Below are 16,497 nucleotides of genomic sequence, written 5' to 3'. Positions count from 1 at the left end.
GTCCTCACCTCCGCGGCGCTCCGTCCTCACCGCCGCGGCGCCCGTCCTCACCCCCGCGCCCGCCAGTCCCCGCCCGCGATCGGCCTGCCCCGGGTCCGGAGCCGGGCGGCGACGGCGGGCGCGGCCACGTACACCCAGGCCCGGACCGCCGCCCCGTCCGCGTCCCGTACGACCTTCCGCTCGACGCGTTCGTACAGGCTGCGCGGGTCGCCCGGCACGTACTCCTCCAGGCGGTCGAGCTCGGCGAGCAGCTCCGCGTACCTCTCCGGCCGCGCGGTCACCAGCTCCCCGCTGACCGCGTCGTCGCCCGGCTCCTCGACCGCGTACGGGTAGCCCGGCCCTTCGTACAGCACCGCCCCCACGAGCCGCCCCGGCTCCTCGGAGCGGGTGCGTCCGCGCAGGAAGAGGCCGTGATTCACCTCGCCGGGGCGGAGGGTTCCGTAGACGAAGAAGGGCAGGGTCACAGGAACGATTCTCCACCCTCACACACCTCCACACCGGGCCTCTGGACATGACATGTCCGGGCCGCATTAACTCGCGGTCAACATCAACTCCGCACCCGGTCGACCCCACGCGACCGGGTGTGCCCGTATGAGGAGACCGATGAGTCGGATACGTACCGTCCGGGGTTCCCGTCTCGGCATCGCCGGTGTGGCCGTCACCGGCACCGCCGCCCTGCTGGCAGCCACCCTCTCCCCGACCGCCCTGGCGGAGGACCTGCCGACCCGTGCCGACGCGATCGAGAGCGCCGGGACGGTCCTCACCGACCGGGCCGCGGAACTGGGCCTCACCTCGGCCCAGGAGACGAAGGTCCGGGACGTCGTCATCGACGAGGACGGCACCCGGCACGTCCGCTACGACCGCACCTACCACCGACTCCCCGTCCTCGGCGGCGACTTCGTCCTGCACCTGAACCCGGACGGCACGTACCGCGGCACCAGCCGGGCGACGAGGTCGGAACTCTCCCTCGCCACCGTCACCCCGAAGGTGACCGCCCCGAAGGCCGCCGACCTCGCGGCGAGCCTGCTGCGCGCCGCGCACCTCGGCGAGACCCTGAAGAAGCTGACCGCCAAGCCCCGGCTGGTCGTCGACGCCCTGCACGGCGCCCCGAAGCTGGCCTGGCAGACCGACGCGGTGGCGCACGACGAACTCGGCAACCCGGTCGGGCGCACCGTGCTGACCGACGCGACCACCGGCGACCGAATAGACGCCTGGGACACCCTGGAATCGGCCTCGGGCGACGGCAAGTCCCTCTACGGCGGCACGGTCCCGCTGGAGACGACGAAGTCCGGCTCGACGTACCAGTTGAAGGACGCGACGCGCGGCGGCACGTACACCGGCGACGCTGCGAACAAGACGGACCAGTGCCTGCTGACGATCTGCCTGACCCGCGCCCCCGCGACCGTGTTCACGGACACCGACAACCACTGGGCCTCGGGCGCGGCCACCGACCGCGCGACGGCGGCCGTGGACGCCCAGTACGGCACGGACGTCACCTGGGACTACTACAAGGACGTCCACGGCCGCAGCGGCATCGCCGGCGACGGCAAGGGCTCGTTCAACCGCGTCCACTACGGCAAGGCCTACAACAACGCCTTCTGGGACGACAACTGCTTCTGCATGACGTACGGCGACGGCGACGGGAAGGTGATGGGCCCGCTGGTCTCACTGGACGTCGCCGGGCACGAGATGTCCCACGGCGTGACGTCGAAGACGGCGGCGCTGACGTACTCGGGCGAGTCTGGCGGCCTGAACGAGGCCACGTCGGACATCTTCGGCACGCTGGTGGAGTTCCACGCGAACAACGCCGAGGACCCGGGTGACTGGCTGATCGGCGAGAAGGTCGTCCGCTCCGGCCTCGGCCGGGAGGCCCTGCGCTTCATGGACAAGCCGTCGAAGGACGGCAAGTCCGCCGACTGCTGGAGCGAGGAACTGGCCGACCTCGACGTGCACTACTCCTCGGGCGTCGGCAACCACTTCGCGTACCTGCTCGCGGAGGGCAGCGGCGACAAGACACTGAACGGCGTCAGTTACACCTCCCCCACCTGCGACGACTCCACGGTGACGGGCATCGGCCGGGCCAAGCTGGGCAAGATCTGGTACCGCGCCCTGACGGTCTACATGACGTCCTCGACCAACTACGCGGGCGCACGCACGGCCACCCTGAACGCGGCCGGGGACCTCTACGGCGGCGACAGCGCGGAGCGGAAGGCGGTGGCGGCGGCCTGGAGCGCGGTCGGTGTGAGCTGACATCCCTGACATTCCCCTTGTCGTGGAGTGCTCGTACAAAAGCAGTCCACGACAAGGGGCGCTCGTGTGGAGGTCTTCATCGCATCGCAAGTCCGCACGTTCGTCACCACCACGGAACAATCACCGGCCTCCATTGTGACGGCGATCGTGCCGCTGCCCATGATCGGCGGGCTTGAAGCGTTGTTCCAGGACTGTGGTGCTTTCGCGCCGATGGCTCAGCCCATGTACTTGAGCAGCAGCCCCGTCGCCACCAGCGCCAGGCATGCCAGGGCGAATCCGGCGATGCTCTTCGACAGCCTTGCCTGGCTCCTGCCTTGGAAGGCAAGCAGCGTTCCGATCGGGCAGCCGAGGAACACGGGCAGCACGTGCCAGCTCGCGTTCCCCTTCACCAGTCCGACCACTGCCATGGGCAGCAGAAAGGCAGAGATCCCGGCAGTGGACCAGAGCAGACGGTCCAGCCCTCTGTCGTCGGAGCCACCCAGCTGGAGGTCACCGAGCTCGTTCCGCATGGTCACACCGCCTTGTGATCGTATCCGCCCCCGACTTCGGGGAATCCCTGAACGGCGTCAACAGTGGTCCCCATGATCGCCGAGCTGGCGCCCAGAGCGAGTGTGAGGGCCATTGCCGTTTTCGTGAACTGGGCCGTCAGTTCGGCCCACTTCATCACCGCGAGCGTTGCCTGCGCAGCAGCCAGCGCCGCGCTCGCCGCCCCTCCCAAGAGGCCAACCCCCGTAGCAGAGGCAGCGAATGCGGCGGCCTGGAAGACCATGGCAGTGATGATCCTGTCGGCGATGAAGGCCAAACCGGCCTTGAGGACTTCGGCGAGCGCGAAGATGTAGTGGGCTACTTGGCCATAGTGCCCCTCGAGTGAGGAGAGGCCCTCCTCAATCGACCGAAGCTTGGTCTGGAACTCGTCGAAGTACGCCCAGGCCGCGTCGGCCGCATTGCCCTCCCAGCTGCCGGCCAGGACGTCGTTTCCCGACTTGATGTTGTCAGCGATAGCCCCACAGGCCTTCCCGAGGTTGGCCCAGGCCGTCCCGCAGTCGGTGTACGTGTCCCAGTCTCCGGTGACCCATTTCAACGCCTCACCGAACGGGTCGATACCCAGGAAGAGTTTGCAGCCCTCGTTGACGATCGCGGAAGGACTGCCGAAGTCCATGAACGTGCCGACGGTTTTGTGTACCGGAGCGAACGAGAACTCGCTCAGATGCCCTTCCAGGTAGTTTTTGTCCCCACCGACCGGTTTCAGCTCGTTTCCGGCGTCCCTGACGTCCTGGAAGGAGGCTCCACTGCCCGAACCCGCGTTTCCTGGAGCACGCTGCTTGGAGCCGGGGTAGGCGGCGTCCATACGGGCGGCCTCGTCGCTGTCGGTATCACGGTAGTAGGCGGCAACCTTGGCCAGTTCGCCTGAGGCGGAGTCGAGGATGCCGCGCACCTTCGTCAGGAGCGTCTCTCCGTCACTGACGTACTTCTCGTGCTCGCTGGTGCACATCTCCCAGAACTCGGACACCAGCCCCTTGTCGACCGTGGCCTGTTTCAGGTAGCCGATGCACTGTTGAACGTCCTCAGTGGCCCGCTTGAGGAGATTGCCGTACGAATCGAGATCGGCTGATTCCACTCGAAATGACACGTCTTACCTTTTCCTTCCCCGTGAAGGCACCCGACCTGCCGCCGCCTCCGGGCATGTCAGCAGACGCCTGGATCCCGTGCCTTGTCGCCCCGCACCCCGCTCAGTACGCCGACCAACCACGCCCACTGTGCCGCCCCGACCGGCCGCTGTCCGCCTCACGCCTCTCGGCCTCGATCTCGCGGCGTTCCTCGTCAATCAACTGCCGCCCATGCTCGGCAAGTTCCTCCCGCTCGCGGTCGGACATGGATTCCCAGTCACGCCGGAAGGACTCGGTCTTGTCGATGAGTTCCCCGCCGTACGCGCCCTGCGAGACCGCCTCGCGCAGCCCCATTCTCCCGGAGAGCACTTCCCGCGCCATCTCCTGCAGGGCCTGGCCTGCGCCACCGTCAGAGAGTTGCTGCAACGCCTTGCGCAGAAGCCGTGCCTCGGCCTGGCTCCCGGCGATGTCGAGGAACTCCTCGTCCCCCACCTGGCGCTCCGACGGCCCACTCGTGTCGCCCCTGCCGCTCAAGCGTGCCCCCTCGGTATCCGCGGACCGGTTCTCGCGCCTATCAGCCTATCTATGCTCTTCATCCCGCCCGCAGCGACGTGGGGGGGCGGTGGCCACTAGATCGGCTTGTTCGTGGTGCTCGGTTTACTCAGCTTGGCGTCTACCTCGCCTGCGCCCGACCTGCTGGTGTGCGGTTTTCTACGAATGCCTTTTTGACGCTTTCCGGTTCGTAGCACCGCCACCAACAGGCCGCAGGAGGTCTCGAGCGCCACCGGGGCAGCGTCTTCACCGACCGGTCCGCACACAGTACGCCCGCGCTGACGCGCGCCCTTCGAGCTCACGGACGTGGTTCCCCGTACCCACGCCGGTGCTCGACCATCGGCGACAGCTCGACAGCCATTGGGAGGACAGCCTTGATCTACTGCGGTATCGACTGGGCAGAGAAGACGCACGATGTCGTCTTGGCCGACGACGAAGGCGAGTTACTCGACAAGCGGCACATCACCGACGACGCGGCCGACTACAGGATTCTGCTCGACCCGCCAGCGCCACCGAATACCGGATTAGGGAGGCGACGTCGTAGCCGGAGTGCATGACCATCCAGATCTCCGGATCACCCGACCGCCACCGTTGGGCCTGGATCACCTCTCGACTACATCGCACAGTTGGGTGACGGTGACAGTGGCCGCGTCGTCCGTACTATCCGACCGCTCTGGCCGCCGTCGAGCGCTGGAAGAACGGTCTCTGCCGTCCCGAGGCTTACGAACTCCTCAAAGCTGCCCCCACCCCTGCCAAGGCCGCCCGGCCAACCCGCGCCCAGGTGCAGGAAGCGCTCAAGCGCGCCGGCCGAAAGCGCGGCATCGTAGCCGAAGCCGAGAGGCTCCGCTAAGTCCCCCGCGCCGACTGTGCCCACCAGCCACCGCTCGTCGAGGACGCCCTTGGGCAACAGATGCTCGCACTGCTCATCCGGCTTTCGGCCGCCTGCACCGCCGCTGGCGACCTGGCACCTTCCCCCGAGGGAAGCGTCACCGCACAGGCAGCAGCGGTCTGAGCCACCAGGGTGCGCTACCGGACAACACAGATGTCTGGCAGCACCGAGGTCTCCGCGCCTTCCCGGGCCAGAACTTGCTGAGCCGGCCCGCGGGCCTGACCCCAACCAACGTCGCTGATCAGAGCCTCTGTCGTCCACCGATCGGGTGACTCATCGCGAGTCATCTCATCGAAGATCGAATCGATAATCCGCAGATCAGGTAGTGCACCACGGCTGAGGAGTCCCTCTTCCACGAGGCGCTCGGCCATGCGGAACACGTCACGTACTCACCCGCTCGGTAAGGCCGAGGCCGACTGGGAACGGGTGCCCCAACCCGCACGAGGAACTGCCCATCCTGCAGCGCACGTTGAACCGCCTGAAGGTCGAGCGCCTGCCGGGTGACCGCAAGACGGTCAAACGCGCCGAGTCGATCAAGGAACACCAAGCCCGACGACGTTGAACGCCAAGCTAAGGCCGCACCGCCTCCAGCCGCACCGCGCACGTCTTGAACTCCGGCATCCGGGAGGTCGGGTCGAGCGCCGGGTTGGTGAGGGAGTTGGCGCGGCCCTCGCCCGGCCAGTGGAACGGCATGAAGACGGTGTCGGGCCGGATGGCGCTCGTGATCCGGGCGGGCGCCACGGCCCGGCCCCGCCGGGACACGACGGCGACCGGGTCGCCCTCGGCCGCCCCGAGCCGGGCCGCCAGCCGCGGATGCAGTTCCACGAACGGCCCGGGCGCCGCGGCGCTGAGCTCCGCCACCCGCCGGGTCTGCGCCCCGGACTGGTACTGCGACACGACCCGCCCGGTGGTGAGCAGCACCGGGTACTCGTCGTCGGGTTCCTCGGCGGTCGCACGGTGCGAGACGGGGACGAACCGGGCCCGGCCGTCGGGGGTGGCGAAACGGTCCAGGAAGAGGCGGGGGGTGCCGGGGTGCGCCTGCTCCCTCGTGTCACCCGGGTGTGACGACTCCACCGCCGGACACGGCCAGAACACCCCGTCCTCCTCCACCAGCCTCCGGTACGTGATCCCCGAGTAGTCCGCCACCCCGCCCGCGCTCGCCCGGCGGAGTTCCTCGAAGACCTCCTCCGGGCCGGTCGGGAAGCCCTTCTCCACGCCCAGTCGCGCGGCCAGTTCGTGCAGGACCTCCAGGTCGCTGCGGACGCCGTCGGGCGGCGTGACGGCCTGGCGGCGGAGCAGGACGCGGCCCTCCAGGCTGGTCATCGTGCCCGTCTCCTCCGCCCACTGCGTGACCGGCAGGACCACGTCGGCGAGTTCCGCCGTCTCCGACAGCACCACGTCACAGACGGCCAGGAAGTCCAGCGACCTGATGCGCTCCTCGACATGGGCGGCACGGGGCGCCGACACCACCGGATTGGACGCCATCAGCAGCAGGGAGCGGATGTCCGTGCCCAGCGCGTCCAGCAGCTCGTAGGCACTGCGGCCAGGGCCAGGCAGCGAGTCCGGGTCCACGCCCCACACCTCGGCGACATGCGCACGCGCCGCCGGGTCGTCGAGCTTGCGGTAGCCCGGCAACTGGTCGGCCTTCTGCCCGTGTTCGCGCCCGCCCTGTCCGTTGCCCTGCCCGGTCAGGCAGCCGTACCCGGACAGCGGACGGCCCGCCCGGCCGGTGGCGAGGCACAGGTTGATCCAGGCGCCCACCGTGTCCGTGCCCTTGGACTGCTGCTCGGGCCCGCGGGCGGTGAGCACCATCGCCGACTCCGGCTCGCAGAACAGCCGTACGGTCTCCCGGAGCTGGGGGACGGACACCCCGGTGATCCGCTCCACGTACTCCGGCCAGTGCGCCATCGCGGCGGCCCGGGCGTCCTCCCAGCCCACGGTCCGCTCCTGGACGTACTCCTCGTCCACCCGCCCCTCGGCGATCACCAGGTGCAGCAGGCCCAGCGCGAGGGCCAGGTCCGTGCCCGGCCGGGGCGCCAGGTGCAGGTCCGCCTGCTCGGCGGTCTTCGTGCGGCGCGGGTCGATGACGACGAGCGTGCCGCCGTTCTCCTTCAGCTCGGTGAGGAACCGCAGGGACGGCGGCATGGTCTCCGCGAGGTTCGAGCCGACCAGGATCACGCAGCCGGTCTTCGGGATGTCCTCCAGCGGGAACGGCAGCCCGCGGTCCAGTCCGAAGGCCTTGATGCCGGCCGCCGCGGCCGACGACATGCAGAAACGGCCGTTGTAGTCGATCTGGGACGTGCCGAGTACGACCCGTGCGAACTTGCCGAGCGTGTACGCCTTCTCGTTCGTCAGACCACCGCCGCCGAACACTCCGACCCCGTCCGGCCCGTACTCGGCACGCGTCCGGCGCAGCTCTCCGGCGATCCGGTCCAGCGCCTCGTCCCAGGAGGCCGGCACCAGCGCGCCGCTCTCGTCCCGCACCAACGGCGAGGTCAGGCGGACGTTCCGCGCGAGCACCGCCCCCGCCGTACGGCCCTTGCCGCACAGCGCCCCCCGGTTCACCGGGAAGTCGGTCCGCTCGCTCACCTCGACGGTCCCGTCCGGCGCGGGCGTCAGGTTCATCCCGCACTGCAGGGCACAGTACGGACAGTGCGTGGGCGTGGCGGTGTTCTGCATGCCGTTCAGCGTGCTTCGGCCGTGTTACGTGCGCGACGGTTCCCTGTTACGCGGCCGGGACGGGGACCTCCCCGCCGTCGCCCCGCCCGCGTGAGGCACAGGCCTGGCCACCTTCAGGTCGTCACCGACCGGCACGCACGTTGCCCTTGTGACGGAGAACGTCACATGTGGCTCATTGCGTTCCTTTCTTGGCCGATCCGGCCTAGTTGAGTGTTGAAGCAGTAGCACTACGCTCTCGCTACGCGCAGCGCTCGCACGACTCCGCACGGCGTTCGACACCCGGGCATGCCCGCCGCTCACGGCTGCATCCACCGCGGCTCCACCGCTGTGGCAATCCGACCCTCGAAACAGCCAGGAGGCCACCCGATCATGCCTCTGCGCCATCTGACCCCCCATGACCAGCACCTCTTCCGGCAGTACGGCCGGGGCCCCATCGTCCCCGTCCCCGACCCCCTCCTGCACCACGCCGTCACCCGGCACGCCGCGGCCGCCCCGCACGCCGTGGCCGCCGAACACGAGGGCGCCCGCATCACCTACGCCGAGCTCGACCGGTACGCCGACGCCCTCGCCGCCCGCCTGGTCCGCGAGGGCGTACGGCCCGGCGACCACGTCGGCCTGTTCGTCCGCCGCTCGATCCCGATGCTGGTCGGCCTGCTCGGCATCCTGAAGGCCGGCGCCGCCTACGTCCCGCAGGACATCGGCCTCGCGCCCCCGGCCCAGCTCACCCACGTCGTCCGCACCGCCCGGACCCGGATCGTCCTCACCACCACCGAACACGCCCACCGCGTCCCGCTCCCGGACGGCCACACCCTGATCCCGCTCGACGAACCCCTGCCGTACGCCCCGGCCCCGCGCCCGCGCGTCACCGGCGACGACGGCGCCTACGTCCTGTTCACCTCCGGCACCACCGGCCGCCCGAACGGCGTGAAGGTCACCCACCGCAACGTCGCCAACCTGCTGCTCACCGAGCCGGGCGGCCTCGGCGTCCGTCCCGGCGACCGTGTCGCCCAGCTCCTCAACATCGCCTTCGACATGGCCGCCTGGGAGATCCTCGGCTGCCTCACGCACGGCGGCACCCTCGTCATCCGCGGCAAGGACATCGCGGCGGCGGCCCGCACCGCCGACGTGCTGATCGCCACCCCGACCGTGCTGTCCGGCCTCGACCCCGCCGCCTGCCCACGGGTGCGCACGGTCGCCGTGGCGGGGGAGCCCTGCCCGCGCCCGCTGGCCGACCGCTGGGCGCGGCAGGCCGCCTTCCACAACTGCTGCGGCCCCACGGAGACGACCATCGTCAACACGATGAGCCGCCACGACCCGTCGGCCCCGCTGCTCACCATCGGCCGCCCGACCCCCAACAACACGGTCTACGTACTCGACGCCGACCGCCGCCCCCTGCCCATCGGCGAGACCGGCGAGATGTGGGCGGGCGGCGACTGCGTCTCCGCGGGCTACCTCGGTGACGACGCCCTCAACGCCGAGCGCTACGCCCCCGACCCGTTCCTCGGCGGCGACCGCCGCATGTTCCGCACCCGGGACCTCGGCCGTTGGACCCCCGACGGCGAACTGGAGCACCTCGGCCGCACCGACGACCAGGTCAAGGTGCGCGGCTTCCGCGTCGAACTGGACGCCGTCTCCTCGATCCTGGAGTCCGCCGCCGGCTGCACCCGCGCCGTCACCCTGAAACGCGACGCCCGCACCCTGGTGTCCTTCGTCTGCCCGGCGGACGTCGACCCGGACGCCGCCCGCCGCGCGGTCGCGGACGCCCTGCCGTACTACTGCGTCCCGGAACAGGTCCTGCCGCTCGCCCTCCTGCCCGAGACCGATCGCGGCAAGGTCGACAAGCGGGCGCTGCTGGGGATGCTGGAGCACCGTGTGGCGGTGGCCCGATGACCACGTCCCCACCCCGGGCACACCAGGACTCCGGTGAACTCCCGCCGCTCCTCCCGGCCCTGCGCCGCCTGCCCAAGCACCCCCGCCTGATGCACTACAACCGCCTCGCGGCCCTGGTGCTCCTGGCCAACGCGGCCTTCCTGTGGGCCGCCTGGCCCCTGGCCGCGCCCACCCTCGGGCACGCCGCCCTCGCCAACCTCGCCCTCGCCGTCCTCGTACGCCAGCAGTACGTCATCAACCTCCTCTTCCGGCTGGCGACGTCGGCCCCGACGACCTGGCCACTGAAGATCCGCTGGACGCTCGCCAAGGTGTACCACTTCGGCGGGCTGCACGTGGGCGGGGCACTGGCGGGAACGGCCTGGTTCCTGGCGCTGACGATCACGGCGCCGAACGGCCCCGCCACGGCCGTCGGCTGGGCCCTGGTGGGCCTCCTCACGATCGTCGTCGCCACCGCCCTGCCCCCCTTCCGTTCCCGCCACCACGACCACTTCGAGAAGATCCACCGCTTCGGGGGCTGGACCGCCCTGGTCCTGTTCTGGACGCACACGCTGCTGTCGTCACCGGGCCCCGCCGAGGTCGGCGTGCTCGCGGTGGTCACCTTCAGCGTCGCCCTGCCCTGGCTGCGGCTGCGCAAGGTGGACGTACGCCTCGAACGCCCCTCCTCCCACGTCGTGCTGGCCCGCTTCGACCACGGCGAGACCCCGTTCGCCGGCTCCTCCACCGCGATCAGCCGCAGCCCGCTGACGGAATGGCACTCGTTCGCCAACGTCCCCACCCCCGGCGAGCCCGGCTTCCGGCTCACCATCTCCCGGGCCGGTGACTGGACCGGCGCCTTCATCGACGACCTGCCCGAGCGGGTGTGGGTGAAGGGCATCACCACGGCCGGCGTCGCCAACATCGAGGTCCTGTTCCGCAAGGTGGTCTACGTGGCGACCGGCAGCGGCATCGGCCCCTGCCTGCCCCACCTGCTCGCCGCCGAGGTCCCCTCCCGCCTGGTCTGGGCGACCCGCGACCCCCGGGCCACCTACGGAGACGCACTCGTCGACGAGATCCTCGCCGTCCAGCCGCACGCCCTGGTCTGGGACACCTCCCGGCACGGCAAGCCCGACATGGTGCGCCTCGCCCACGACGCGTACCGCGACTTCGGCGCGGAGGCGGTCATCTGCATCTCCAACAAGCGGCTGACCTGGCAGGTGGTGCACGGCCTGGAACAGCGCGGCATCCCGGCGTACGGCGCGATCTGGGACTCGTGACCCCACCGAAGAAGAAGGCAGGGAGAAGGCAGAGGAGAGGCAGAGGAGAAGGCAGATGAACAACCTGAAGATCGAGCGGCACGGCCGGGTGGTGACCGTGCGCCTGCACCGCCCCCACGTCCGCAACGCGCTCAGCGGTGAGCTGCTCACCGAACTCCTGGACGTGCTGCGTCCCCTGGACTCGGACCCCGAGTGCGGCTGCTTCGTCGTCACCGGCTCGGAGCAGGTCTTCTCGGCGGGCGCCGACATCAAGGAGATGGCCGGGAAGTCGGCCGTCGACATGGCGGCCGAGGACTACTTCGCCGCCTGGGAGGAGTTCGCGGACCTCCGCACCCCGAAGATCGCCGCTGTCAACGGCCTCGCTCTCGGCGGCGGTTGTGAGCTGGCGATGATGTGCGACCTGGTCGTCGCGGGGGAGTCGGCGGTCTTCGGCCAGCCCGAGATCACACTGGGCGTGATCCCCGGCATCGGCGGCACCCAGCGGCTGACCCGTCTGGTCGGCCGGGCGAAGGCGATGGACCTGATCCTCACCGGCCGCAGCATGGACGCACGGGAGGCCGGAAGCTGCGGTCTCGTCTCCCGAGTGGTCCCCGACGACCGGGTCCTGCCCGAGGCCCTCGAGGCGGCGGCGACGATCGCCTCGTACGGCCGCCAGGCGGTCAGAGCGGCCCGCGAGTGCGTGGACCGGGCCCTGGAGACCGGCCTGCGGGACGGCATCCGCTTCGAACGGCGGGTGTTCCACGCCCTGTTCACCACCGACGACCAGAAGGAGGGGATGACGGCGTTCCTGCACAAGCGCGCCCCGCGCTTCAACGGACGCTGACACCAGGGGCCGGGGCCGTGCCCAGGTCAGGGCACGGCCCCGGTGCCCCCCGACCCCGTCGTGGCGAGCGCCCGCTCCACGCCCGGCTCCCGGGGCCCGAGGAACCGGGGATCCGGACGGAACACGGCGTCCATCGCCGCCTTCCCGGCGGCGAGGATCTCCCGGGCACCCCCGTAGTACCAGGTCACGTCGTGCACGGCGTCCACACCCACCCCGTACGACTCCACCCCCGCGGCCTGGCACAGGGCCACCGCCCGCCGGATGTGGAACCCCTGGCTGATCAGCACCGCCTCGTCCACACCGAAGATCTTCTTCGCGCGCACGCAGGAGTCCCAGGTGTCGAACCCGGCGTAGTCACTGACGATCCGCCCGTCGGGCACCCCGTGCCGCGTCAGATATCCGCGCATCGCGTCCGGCTCGTCGTAGTCCTCGCGGCTGTTGTCCCCGGTCACGAGCACCACCTCGACCCGCCCCTCCCGGTACAGCCCGGCCGCCGCGTCCAGCCGGTGCGCGAGGTACGGCGACGGCTCCCCGTCCCACAGCCCGGCACCGAACACCACGGCGACATCGGTACGCGGCACGTCCGCCGCCGTCCGCAGCCGATCACCCGCCACCGTGTACATCCAGGTCGCCGGGAGCAGCGCGAGCACACACCCCGCCATCACGGCCTGCACCAGCCGCCGCTGCCCCCGACGGGTACGCGGCAACCGGGGTCTGCGCAACGTCGGACGACGCATCGAACGGTCCCTCCCCAGGTCGGTCCCTCGACAGTCAGGGACGTCCAGCCGGGCCGGCCGGTTCATTCCCTTCACGGAAATCGCAGGTCAAAGTGGCTCACCCCCCTCTGTCCCGGATCGTGAACCGCCGGAAAACACCCGTGACGCCCATGCAACGGGAAGGCAACGTGGCGCCGCGACCATCGGTGCATGACCAGCAAGCTCAGCCTCGTCCCGCCGCCCGCCACGCGCCGCCCGCCCCGGCCCGCCCTCGTCGTCGTGGCGCACGGCAGCCGCGACCCACGCGCGCTGAGCACGGTCCGCGCACTCCTCGACCGGGTCCGCGCCCTGCGCCCCGACGTGCCGGTGCACCTCGGCCACATCGAACTGAACGCCCCCCTGCTCCCCGACACGCTGGCCACCCTCGGCGACACCGAAGCGGTCCTCGTCCCGCTCCTCCTCAGCCGTGGCTACCACGTCAAGCAGGACATCCCCGAGATGGCGGCGGCGTCCCCGGCCCACACGCACCTGGCGGCCCCCCTGGGCCCGCACCCGCTCCTGGTGGACGCCCTCCAGGCCCGTCTCACGGAGGCGGGCTGGGGCGGCACCCCCCGCCGCGACAGCGCGGTCGTCCTCGCCGCGGCCGGCTCCCGCGACCCGGACGCCAAGACGGACACCGCCCGCACGGCCCACCTCCTCGCCGCCCGCCTGGGCGTCCCCGTCATCCCCGCCTACGCCTCCGCCGCCGCCCCCACGGTCCAGGACGCGGTCCGCACCCTCCTGGCAAGGGGCCGCCGCCACATAGCCGTCGCCTCCTACTTCACCGCCCCCGGCCGCTTCGCCACGGAGTGCGCCCAGGCGGCCCCTTGGATCGCCGCGGCCCCCCTCGGCACCCACCCGTCGATGGCCCACCTCCTCCTGCACCGCTACGACGAGACACTGGCGAGGGCGGCCGCCGTACAGGAACTGGCTTCGGCCTGAAAAGGGACAGCTGGGCCATGCCCCAAAAGGGGCGCGGGGAACTGCGCGACCAGCCACACACAACCCGCACCCGCCACACACCCGAACCCGGCAGACGCTCAAGCGCACACCACCCCCATGCCCGTACTGTCGACACATGGCAGGCACCGCGACGAACCCCCCGGCCTACGACCCGACGTCAGTCGACCGCTGGGCCCCGGAACCCGACAAACGCCCCGGCCGCACCGCCTTCCAGCGCGACCGGGCCCGAGTCCTGCACTCCGCCGCCCTACGACGCCTCGCCGGCAAGACCCAAGTCGTCACGCCCGGCACCAGGGGCCCCGCCTGGGACGCCAGCCCCCGCACCCGTCTCACCCACTCCCTCGAATGCGCCCAGGTCGGCCGCGAACTGGGCGCGGCCCTCGGCTGCGACCCCGACCTCGTCGAAGCCGCCTGCCTCTCCCACGACCTGGGCCACCCGCCCTTCGGGCACAACGGCGAACAGGCCCTCAACGAGTTCGCGGCGGACTGCGGCGGCTTCGAGGGCAACGCCCAGTCCCTCAGACTCCTCACCCGCATCGAACCCAAACGGTTCACCCCCGAGGGCTCCGTCGGCCTCAACCTCACCCGCGCCGCCCTCGACGCCGCCACCAAGTACCCCTGGCCCCGTGGCGCCCACCCCACCGACCCGGCGTCGAACAAGTTCGGCGTCTACGAGGACGACCGGCCCGTCTTCGACTGGGTCCGCAAGGACGCCCCCGGCACCCGCACCTGCTTCGAGGCCCAGGTGATGGACTGGTCCGACGACGTCGCCTACTCGGTGCACGACGTGGAGGACGGCCTGCACGCCGGCCACATCGACCCGAACTGCCTGCACGCCGACGCCGAACGCCAGGACGTCTTCCAGGTCGCCCTCGGCCGCTACGTCCCCGCCGACACCGACCCCGCCGAACTCGCCGAGGCCCTCGACCGGCTCCTCACCCAGGAGTGGTGGCCGCACGGCTACGACGGCACCGCCGTCGCCCAGGCCCGGCTGAAGGACGCCACCAGCCAGCTCATCGGCCGGTTCTGCCTGGCCGCCGAGACCGCGACCCGCACCGCGTACGGCGCCGGGCGGCTCACCCGGTACGCGGCCGAACTGGTCGTCCCGCGCGAGACCCGGATGGAGTGCGCCGTCCTCAAGGCCGTCGCCGACCGCTACGTCATGCAGCGCGCCGAGCAGGAACGCCTGCGCGCGGACCAGCGCGTCGTCGTCGCCGAACTGGCCGAGGCGCTCACCGCCCGCGCCCCGGACGGCCTGGACCCGCAGTTCCGCGCCCTGTTCGACCGGGCGCCGGACGACCGGGCACGCAAACGGGTGATCGTCGACCAGATCGCCTCCCTCACCGACACCTCGGCCCGTTCGCTTCACGCCCGGCTGACGGGGCACGCATGAGACTGGCGGAAAACCGGAAACCGGCACGCGCATGTGACCCTCGAATGTGACACTCCGTGGCCTGATCGGGTCACTCCCTCTTCCCGCATCACGCTCCGTGCGGGACGCTCGCAAGTGGCGACACCGGCTGTGTTCACTGGGGAGACACCCCCCAGACCCCCGTAGGAGGCATCAAGTGGTCGACGCGGATCAGACATTCGTCATCGTCGGAGGCGGACTGGCCGGCGCCAAGGCGGCCGAGACGCTCCGGGCGGAGGGCTTCACCGGCCGCGTGATACTGATCTGCGACGAGCGTGACCACCCGTACGAGCGTCCGCCGCTGTCCAAGGGCTACCTCCTCGGCAAGGAGGAACGCGACAGCGTCTTCGTGCACGAGCCGGCCTGGTACGCGGCCAACGACATCGAGCTCCACCTCGGCCAGACCGTCGACGCCATCGACCGCACGGCGAAGACGGTCCGCTTCAGCGAGGACGGCACGGTCGTCCGCTACGACAAGCTGCTCCTGGCGACCGGCGCCGAGCCCCGCCGCCTCGACATCCCGGGCACGGACCTGGCCGGCGTCCACCACCTGCGCCGCCTCGCCCACGCCGAGCGCCTCAAACAGGTCCTGACCAGCCTCGGCCGGGACAACGGCCACCTGGTGATCGCGGGCGCCGGCTGGATCGGCCTGGAGGTCGCGGCGGCGGCCCGCGAGTACGGCGCGGAGGTCACGGTCGTCGAGCACGGCCCGACCCCGCTGCACGGCGTGCTGGGTCCGGAACTCGGCGGGCTCTTCGCCGAACTGCACCGTGAACACGGGGTGCGCTTCCACTTCGGCAGGCGGCTGACGGAGATCGTCGGACAGGACGGCATGGTCCTCGCGGCCCGCGCCGACGACGGCGAGGAGTACCCGGCGCACGACGTCCTGGCCGCGATCGGCGCGGCCCCGCGCACCCACCTCGCGGAGGCGGCCGGCCTGGAGATCGCCGACCGGGCGCACGGCGGCGGCATCGTCGTCGACGAGCGGCTGCGCACCTCCGACCCCGACATCTACGCGGCCGGCGACGCGGCCTCCTTCCATCACGCCCTCTTCGAGACGAGCCTGCGGGTCGAGCACTGGGCCAACGCGCTGAACGGCGGCCCGGCGGCCGCCCGCGCCATGCTGGACCAGGACGTGACGTACGACCGGGTCCCCTACTTCTTCTCCGACCAGTACGACCTGGGCATGGAGTACTCCGGCTGGGCGCCCCCGGGCAGCTACGACCAGGTCGTGATCCGCGGCGACGCCGGGAAACGCGAGTTCATCGCCTTCTGGGTGAAGGACGGCCGGGTCCTCGCGGGGATGAACGTGAACGTGTGGGATGTCACAGACAAGATCCAGCACCTGGTCCGCAGCAAGGCCCAGGTGAATACGGAGAACCTCGCGGATCCCCACATCCCGCTCGAAAACCTCGCACCGTGAGT

General features: G+C 70.8%; 14 protein-coding genes. 7 read left to right on the top strand and 7 right to left on the bottom strand.

Going from position 1 to position 16,497, the window contains the following annotated elements; translation table 11 throughout:
• Positions 1 to 47: 47 nt before the first annotated feature.
• On the bottom strand, positions 48 to 464 hold the full coding sequence (locus tag IE97_RS0116265) for a gamma-glutamylcyclotransferase family protein (RefSeq protein ID WP_030239461.1): 417 nt from the start codon (positions 462 to 464) through the stop codon (positions 48 to 50).
• Between the two features lie 139 nt (positions 465 to 603).
• Between IE97_RS0116265 and IE97_RS0116260 the strand changes: the two genes are divergently transcribed.
• Positions 604 to 2,250, top strand: coding sequence for a M4 family metallopeptidase (locus tag IE97_RS0116260; RefSeq protein WP_030239456.1), 1,647 nt, complete (start codon positions 604 to 606; stop codon positions 2,248 to 2,250).
• Between the two features lie 215 nt (positions 2,251 to 2,465).
• On the opposite strand, the gene IE97_RS0116255 is transcribed toward IE97_RS0116260, so the two are convergent.
• From IE97_RS0116255 to IE97_RS0116225, 5 genes are all read right to left on the bottom strand, one after another.
• The gene (locus IE97_RS0116255; RefSeq protein WP_030239453.1) at positions 2,466 to 2,759 is read right to left on the bottom strand and encodes a hypothetical protein; all 294 of its coding nucleotides are present in this window, start codon (positions 2,757 to 2,759) and stop codon (positions 2,466 to 2,468) included.
• A 2-nt stretch (positions 2,760 to 2,761) separates the two neighbouring features.
• On the bottom strand, positions 2,762 to 3,880 hold the full coding sequence (locus IE97_RS0116250) for a WXG100 family type VII secretion target (RefSeq protein WP_158708300.1): 1,119 nt from the start codon (positions 3,878 to 3,880) through the stop codon (positions 2,762 to 2,764).
• Positions 3,881 to 3,980: 100 nt separating this feature from the next.
• Positions 3,981 to 4,391: a hypothetical protein gene (locus tag IE97_RS0116245; protein ID WP_030239450.1), complete on the bottom strand. Its 411-nt coding sequence runs from the start codon at positions 4,389 to 4,391 to the stop codon at positions 3,981 to 3,983.
• A 1,044-nt stretch (positions 4,392 to 5,435) separates the two neighbouring features.
• A complete protein-coding gene (locus tag IE97_RS0116235) occupies positions 5,436 to 5,669 on the bottom strand; it encodes a hypothetical protein (protein ID WP_051705014.1) in 234 nt (77 codons plus the stop codon).
• Between the two features lie 199 nt (positions 5,670 to 5,868).
• Entirely contained in the window at positions 5,869 to 7,977 is a 2,109-nt protein-coding gene (locus IE97_RS0116225; protein ID WP_030239441.1) for a molybdopterin oxidoreductase family protein, read from the bottom strand.
• Between the two features lie 369 nt (positions 7,978 to 8,346).
• Here IE97_RS0116225 and IE97_RS0116220 point away from each other — a divergent pair, with 369 nt between their 5' ends.
• Genes IE97_RS0116220 through IE97_RS0116210 form a run of 3 tightly spaced genes read left to right on the top strand, consistent with a single transcriptional unit; the run spans position 8,347 to position 11,943 of the window.
• Complete coding sequence (locus tag IE97_RS0116220; RefSeq protein WP_030239437.1) at positions 8,347 to 9,867, top strand: amino acid adenylation domain-containing protein; 1,521 nt, start codon at positions 8,347 to 8,349, stop codon at positions 9,865 to 9,867.
• Positions 9,864 to 11,120 carry a membrane protein gene (locus tag IE97_RS0116215; RefSeq protein ID WP_030239433.1) on the top strand — a complete coding sequence of 419 codons (1,257 nt, stop codon included), beginning with the start codon at positions 9,864 to 9,866 and terminating at the stop codon, positions 11,118 to 11,120. Before IE97_RS0116220 ends, IE97_RS0116215 begins: the two co-directional genes overlap by 4 nt.
• Positions 11,121 to 11,175: 55 nt before the next feature.
• Positions 11,176 to 11,943, top strand: a complete 768-nt coding sequence (locus IE97_RS0116210; RefSeq protein WP_030239429.1) for an enoyl-CoA hydratase-related protein — start codon at positions 11,176 to 11,178, stop codon at positions 11,941 to 11,943.
• A 26-nt stretch (positions 11,944 to 11,969) separates the two neighbouring features.
• Here the strand turns inward: IE97_RS0116210 and IE97_RS0116205 are convergent, their stop codons facing one another.
• Positions 11,970 to 12,680 carry a SanA/YdcF family protein gene (locus tag IE97_RS0116205; RefSeq protein ID WP_030239425.1) on the bottom strand — a complete coding sequence of 237 codons (711 nt, stop codon included), beginning with the start codon at positions 12,678 to 12,680 and terminating at the stop codon, positions 11,970 to 11,972.
• A gap of 189 nt (positions 12,681 to 12,869) precedes the next feature.
• Here IE97_RS0116205 and IE97_RS0116200 point away from each other — a divergent pair, with 189 nt between their 5' ends.
• The 3 genes from IE97_RS0116200 (at position 12,870) to IE97_RS0116190 (ending at position 16,495) form a co-directional block, all read left to right on the top strand.
• Positions 12,870 to 13,640: a sirohydrochlorin chelatase gene (locus IE97_RS0116200; RefSeq protein ID WP_030239421.1), complete on the top strand. Its 771-nt coding sequence runs from the start codon at positions 12,870 to 12,872 to the stop codon at positions 13,638 to 13,640.
• A 136-nt stretch (positions 13,641 to 13,776) separates the two neighbouring features.
• Entirely contained in the window at positions 13,777 to 15,054 is a 1,278-nt protein-coding gene (locus tag IE97_RS0116195) for a deoxyguanosinetriphosphate triphosphohydrolase (RefSeq protein ID WP_030239417.1), read from the top strand.
• 175 nt (positions 15,055 to 15,229) lie between these two features.
• Positions 15,230 to 16,495, top strand: a complete 1,266-nt coding sequence (locus IE97_RS0116190) for an NAD(P)/FAD-dependent oxidoreductase (protein WP_030239413.1) — start codon at positions 15,230 to 15,232, stop codon at positions 16,493 to 16,495.
• Positions 16,496 to 16,497: the final 2 nt, after the last annotated feature.

Source organism: Streptomyces sp. NRRL S-455 (assembly GCF_000717875.1).
Classification (GTDB): Bacteria; Actinomycetota; Actinomycetes; order Streptomycetales; family Streptomycetaceae; genus Streptomyces.
Note: the sequence above shows the minus strand (reverse complement) of the source record. Positions and strands in the feature narration are given on the sequence as shown.